A 5,123-nucleotide genomic window follows, 5' to 3' on the forward strand; every position below is an offset into this window, starting at 1 on the left:
CGGCCTCGATCTGACGCCGGCGCAGCGCAAGGCCAACCGCGCCCGCTCCAAGGTTCGCTCGGCGGTCGAGACGGTGTTCGCCGGCCAGAAGCACCGCTTCGGCCTGTTCGTGCGCACCATCGGAATGGCCCGAGCCCGGACCAAGATCGGGCTCGCCAACCTCGCCTACAACCTCAACCGCTTCCTCTGGATCGAAACCCGGCCGGTGGCGGCCTGAGGCAACCTCGGGATGGCCCGCTGAGCCCAATCGCGACCACCGCCAGACGGCCAGAACGCCAGTCCGATCACGCCAACGCTACGGGCGGCGTCAAACCAACAGCCAAACCCCGCAATTACAGGGTTTTTCGAGGTGTCCGAGCGTCTTGAGCACGGGCGCCTGTATCGCCTGGACGTTCATCTCCAGCGTGTGCGCTATGCCCTTGACCTCCTTGGCCGCCGCGCCGATGGGAGGCAAGCCTTGAGGATTGCAGGCCATGTCGGTTTCGATGTCCGCGGGCGCCGTCGAAGGCATGTCGCCAATCTGCCCGTTCGACGTTCAAGCCGGCCATCTAATCAAGAAGTCACTCGGCAACGCCGCCGAGACCTTGCTACGTCTATCTCTCGCTCGGCTGCCCGAGCTGCGCAAATTTCCACGCAAAGATCCTGTGGAACTCCGCCGGACGCTCGCGGCAGGCGGCCCTCTGCGCATCGTCTACAGAGAGTTTTTTTCTGGATGCGCGCGCCTTCGCCGCCGCGATGATCGTAAGGTAGGCCGGTGAACCCTTACTTCGACGCGCTTGATCCACTGTTTGCCGAGCAGCGGAACTGGTCACCCCAACGCAATCCCGGGCCCATCTACCGCAACGTGGCCGCGCAAGTCGGCGTCTACCGCACGAGGGCGCGGTGCTGGACTGACTTCCCCGCCACGCGGTCGAGGACAATCCAGGGCGCCTCCCGCGATAACTTCGCCGAGTACCTCGCTCATCTCGACGTCCGGCAACACTCCGAAGCCACTATCGCGCATCGGACAACCGTCGTCCGATCGATCTATCGGTTCCTAATCGGGGAGGGACTGGCGGATCCTGCCGGTCTAATCGTGACGCCTCAGTTCAGCTGATCGGTGTCGTACGGGACGGCAAGTATCATGTTCGATGGCATCTTGAACGCGTTCTTAGGCATCGCGTCGTCCTTGCCCCCGGAGCACTTGATGTTGGCCACGCGCCGCCCCTCCTTCCTCACGATCACGCCCGAGGTCTGCGGTCGCGAGTTCTCGTCGCTGTAGGCCGTGTAGTCGTAGCCGTCCTTGGTGAACCGGACGTAGGACACCTCGCCCGTCGCGAACGGCTCGAAGGCGCCGTAGAAGCTGCCGGGTGCACCCACCTTCTCGCTGCGATGCACGAGCTCCGGCTTCGCCGGCGTTCCGGCCCGGTACTCGATCCACTGATGCGGCAGCGCGTGGGTCTGGCCCGAGGTGCAGATCGAGTACTGCTTGCCGCCTGCGCTGCAGGTGAAGATCTCGCCCTCGCCGAACCGGCAGAGGCTGCCGGTGGACGCGGCCTTCGCCACCTTGTCGCGCATTTCCTTCTCGCCCTCGGCGATCTCGATCCTCAGCATGTCTGAGAGCCGCGACGACGTCCCGAACCGAGCCGTCTCCTGCCTGGGGAACTGGATGTCGTCGATGCGCCAGCCGCCTTCGGTCCTCACCATGTCGAAGGCGAGGGTTTCCGGCTTGGGGTTCGGCAGGGCGAGGTTCCGGTACGTCGCCGTCGCGAGCGCCTTGCCCGCTCCCCGGTCGTCGGCCTCCACCTTCACGCCGCGGATGATCCACTCCTGCGACTGGATCCAGGGGCCGGCACCGGCGCTTTCGGACTCCAAGATCTCGGAGGCGCGCCTGGACTTCACCATGAGCCCGGCCATCCGCGGCGTGTACAGGCTCTCGAGATCGTCGTCCTCGAGCCAGAAGGCGCCCGAACCCTCCTTGTAGTGCGAGTAGACGAAGACGATCGGGTCCCTCGGGCCGGCGAAGGGCTTCACGGGGATCGCCTTCGCCACACGGACGATCTGCTCGCCCCGGACGGTCCCCCAGACCTCGCACAGGACCCCCGCCTTGCAGGACAAAAGGATCCTGCCCCCGACCGTTCCCTCCGAGAGGAAAATCAGCTTCCCGATGGACGAGTCCGACATGCCGTAGCGGACCACGCCGGTAGTCGGCAGCGGGCTGTTGTACTCTGCTTGCTGCTCCGCCGCCGGCGCCCGGTCCGGGATGCAGACGCATGCGGCGAGGAGAGCGAAGGCGGTCGATCTAAGCAGCATCATGCGCGCTCCGGAGTGGCCGGGCCCGTTGTGCCCCCGCCACATCCGTTTGGCACTACCTCGAGTCGCCCCCCGGTCGATTTGCCCACCGATCTCGCGCTGAGTTCTTCGGACGCTCCGCTTCAATCGTCGAAACGGTCCACGACTTCGAAGTCGCCCCGTTCCAGTTGATCCAGTACCCTGGAGACCGGACCGGTCATCAACTCGGGCGTCGCATCCCGGTCGCGGCCGGGGAAGATGAAAACGTCGGCGACCGCGAGGCCGCCTTCGCCGAACAGCCGCTCCTTCGCCGTCTCGATCGCGGCCTGCGTGGACGAGCTCCTATTCCGCCGTTTCGAAGTGCTGCGGCTCAGCGTCCGTCTGCACGTAGGCCGCGTTCAGATCGCTGGAAGCGTCTGCCATCCGAGCGACGGGATGGCCACAACGCGGAGGTTCCGGAAGCCAACGCGCATGGCGATGCGGCCACTTTGTTCCAGGAACGAGATCATGCCCAGCGCACGTCCCGGCGACTGCGTGTCGGCAATCCGGGCGACTGTGGCGTTCAGTGGACAGGGGAGCATGTTCGTGGCTGCCTTGGCGAACAGGCGGAAAAGCCTCCGGTCCTCGACAGGAACGGCCTCGGCCGCGGCCAGCGCCTCCTTCCAGCGCTCGTCCGCGGCGTCCATGGCTCCCGCGCCGGCCCGCGCGGGAGCCAAGAGACGCTTGAACTCGTCGCGGTTGTCCACACGTCTCCCTCGCGGCCCGTGCGCGGCGTTTAGACAGGCGCGACACGGGCTTCGGCCGCCCCTCGAAGATCCCTCAGGGAACGCATTCGGCCCTGAAGTCCGACACCGGCTTCTGAGATTTGCCCCGCTCAATGGCGAAGGACCAACGATCGGCGTCGGTCGAGACCGAGATCGGACCGCGCCGGAGGCCGTCGAAGTAGCGCCCGAGCTGTTCCGATCCGTCCAGCACCACGGTCCTGGCCTGCATGCCGAACAGTTTGGCGAAGGTCTTCTCCTCCTGTGTCCCGGTGGGTGGCATCGCCACGGCCGAGCCGGGCGCCAGGAGCGCGGCGACCGCGTCCGGAGGCGTCCTGGCGAAGAAGGTCATCGTCGGCGATTTGTAGTCGCACGCGAAGGCGAGGCAAGCCTTCCCCTTGCCCTCGTCGAGGTTGTCGCACGACCACACCAGCTTCCGGCTGGCGTCGTAGGTCCATTCGGTCAGCGTACCGGGGGGCGGCGCCTCCATGCCGACTTCGGTGGGCAGGACGGCCTCGGCGGAGCCCTCGCACCGCAGGTAGCTTCTGACCTTGCGCCCCTTGTCGAGGACAAAGAGCCTGCCGTCGGCCTCCGGCACGTAGGTCGTGGTCTCCTTCCAGGTCTCGCCCTCCCCTCCGCAGGACATCGCGAGCTCCCATCCCTCGCCCTCCTTCGTCGCGCGGTCGATGGTGCATTGGGACTCCCAGCCCTTGTAGGCGGTCCCCTCGATCCGGAAGTTGCCGTCGGAGGGCTCCTTGCAGTCCTTGGCGTCCAGGGCCCAGAAGCCCTCGTAGGGGCGCTTGTCGGAGTCCGGCCCGCACGTCGTACCGGGCTCCGCGTCGCGCTCGCCCATGCCCTCGAACGCGAGGCCGTTCCAGACGAACGCTTCGGTGCCGCAGCCCTTCTCGGTCTGCCATTTCGCGATCACCAGGCGGCTGTCAGGGCGGTAGTCGAGATCGAGATCCGGATGGTCGTCGGAGTTGATCGGAAAATTCGCGACGCGGCCGGTCGGCAGATCGACGACGGGATGGAACACGCATCGTGTCCCGCACCCGATCTCGATCACCCTGAGGCGGCCGCCGAAGTTGGGAGGTCCCTGCATCCCTTGCCGGATGCGCGTCCGGTACCCGGCGGACGCCCGGTCCCGCCCCTGGAAGTCTGGCTGCCGCGAAGGTCCGCGGTAGACGTCGACGCGATAGGCGCCGAAGTCCCGCCGGCGGGCGCCCGCCGGCTTGACCGACTTCGCCGCTGGCGCCTGCCGGCTGCCCTCGTCGAAGCACTGCAGACGCTTGAACGGGTCGTCGATCGTCGAGCACTCGCGCGCGTGCGCCTGGAAGGCCGTCGCGAGGAGAAGGACGAGGGCGGCTGCGAACGGCTTCATAAATCCTTCCCGGTGCTGGCCGACAACTTCGACGAGTGCGGTGGGCCTGGCAAGCGACTTGGACGCGAGCCGGGGCGGTCGATCCCTCAGACGGCTCCGGCTCCGGGTCCGGCTCCGGCAGGATGTCCCGCACCTTGGGATGGCGTTCCCCCTCTTCACCGACGTCATTTACAGCTGACCCAGCGTGACTTGTGCAATTTGTTCAGGCGACGACAGGCCCTAACCGGTAAGCGGAGGTTCCCAGCTTCCGCAAAAGGTCGGAAGCAACGGGCAGAGGCCGAACAGCGTGGCCATCACCAGCACGCCGCCATCCCGATCCTGAATGTCGGCGGGAGGACGAGCGCGTGCATCAGCAGGCCCTGCGTGTCGACGAGGACGTACCGCTTCTTGCCGCGGATCTTCTTGCCCGCATCGTAGCCCGGCGGGTCGATCGAGGCCCCCCTTTTTCCGCGGCCTTAACGCTCTGGCTATCGATGATCCCCGCCGTCGGGCTGGCCTCCCGCCCGGCCTGTTCCCGGCAGGCAACGTAGAGCGTGTGATGGATCCGATCGAGCGTCCCGCCTTAGTCCCACAGGTCGAGGTAATCGTGCACCGTCGAGCGCGCCGGCAGGTCCTTCGGGATCGCCCGCCACTGGCAGCCTGTGCTCAGCACGTACATCAGGCCGTTCACGACCGCGCGGAGATCGACGCTGCGCTTGCCGCCACCGCGC

The 5,123-nt window shown here is 66.7% G+C and carries 5 protein-coding genes and 2 pseudogenes; 2 read left to right on the top strand and 5 right to left on the bottom strand.

Annotated elements, in window-relative coordinates:
* A pseudogene (locus COGEMETH_RS24710) lies at window positions 1-217 on the top strand (IS5/IS1182 family transposase); the annotation flags it as partial.
* Between the two features lie 90 nt (window positions 218-307).
* On the opposite strand, the gene COGEMETH_RS24715 reads toward COGEMETH_RS24710, so the two are convergent.
* Window positions 308-511, bottom strand: coding sequence for a hypothetical protein (locus COGEMETH_RS24715; protein WP_238185316.1), 204 nt, complete (start codon window positions 509-511; stop codon window positions 308-310).
* 333 nt (window positions 512-844) lie between these two features.
* On the opposite strand from COGEMETH_RS24715, the gene COGEMETH_RS24720 reads away from it, so the two are divergent.
* Complete coding sequence (locus tag COGEMETH_RS24720; protein WP_238185320.1) at window positions 845-1,096, top strand: site-specific integrase; 252 nt, start codon at window positions 845-847, stop codon at window positions 1,094-1,096.
* On the opposite strand, the gene COGEMETH_RS24725 is transcribed toward COGEMETH_RS24720, so the two are convergent.
* The 4 genes and pseudogenes from COGEMETH_RS24725 to COGEMETH_RS24740 all read right to left on the bottom strand — a co-directional run.
* A complete protein-coding gene (locus COGEMETH_RS24725; RefSeq protein WP_238185317.1) occupies window positions 1,084-2,337 on the bottom strand; it encodes a hypothetical protein in 1,254 nt (417 codons plus the stop codon). The genes COGEMETH_RS24720 and COGEMETH_RS24725 overlap by 13 nt on opposite strands.
* A 332-nt stretch (window positions 2,338-2,669) precedes the next feature.
* Complete coding sequence (locus COGEMETH_RS24730; protein WP_238185318.1) at window positions 2,670-3,017, bottom strand: hypothetical protein; 348 nt, start codon at window positions 3,015-3,017, stop codon at window positions 2,670-2,672.
* Between the two features lie 73 nt (window positions 3,018-3,090).
* A complete protein-coding gene (locus COGEMETH_RS24735; RefSeq protein ID WP_238185319.1) occupies window positions 3,091-4,413 on the bottom strand; it encodes a hypothetical protein in 1,323 nt (440 codons plus the stop codon).
* A 228-nt stretch (window positions 4,414-4,641) separates the two neighbouring features.
* Window positions 4,642-5,123: pseudogene (locus COGEMETH_RS24740) on the bottom strand (IS5 family transposase); the annotation flags it as partial.

It is taken from the genome of Methylobacterium trifolii (genome assembly GCF_022179685.1).
Taxonomy (GTDB): domain Bacteria; phylum Pseudomonadota; class Alphaproteobacteria; order Rhizobiales; family Beijerinckiaceae; genus Methylobacterium; species Methylobacterium trifolii.

Excerpts from the sequence above, each read along its gene's own strand:
- COGEMETH_RS24715 (WP_238185316.1), bottom strand. The coding sequence starts at position 511 with ATGCCTTCGACGGCGCCCGCGGACATCGAAACCGACATGGCCTGCAAT.
- COGEMETH_RS24725 (WP_238185317.1), bottom strand. The coding sequence starts at position 2,337 with ATGTGGCGGGGGCACAACGGGCCCGGCCACTCCGGAGCGCGCATGATG.
- COGEMETH_RS24735 (WP_238185319.1), bottom strand. The coding sequence starts at position 4,413 with ATGAAGCCGTTCGCAGCCGCCCTCGTCCTTCTCCTCGCGACGGCCTTC.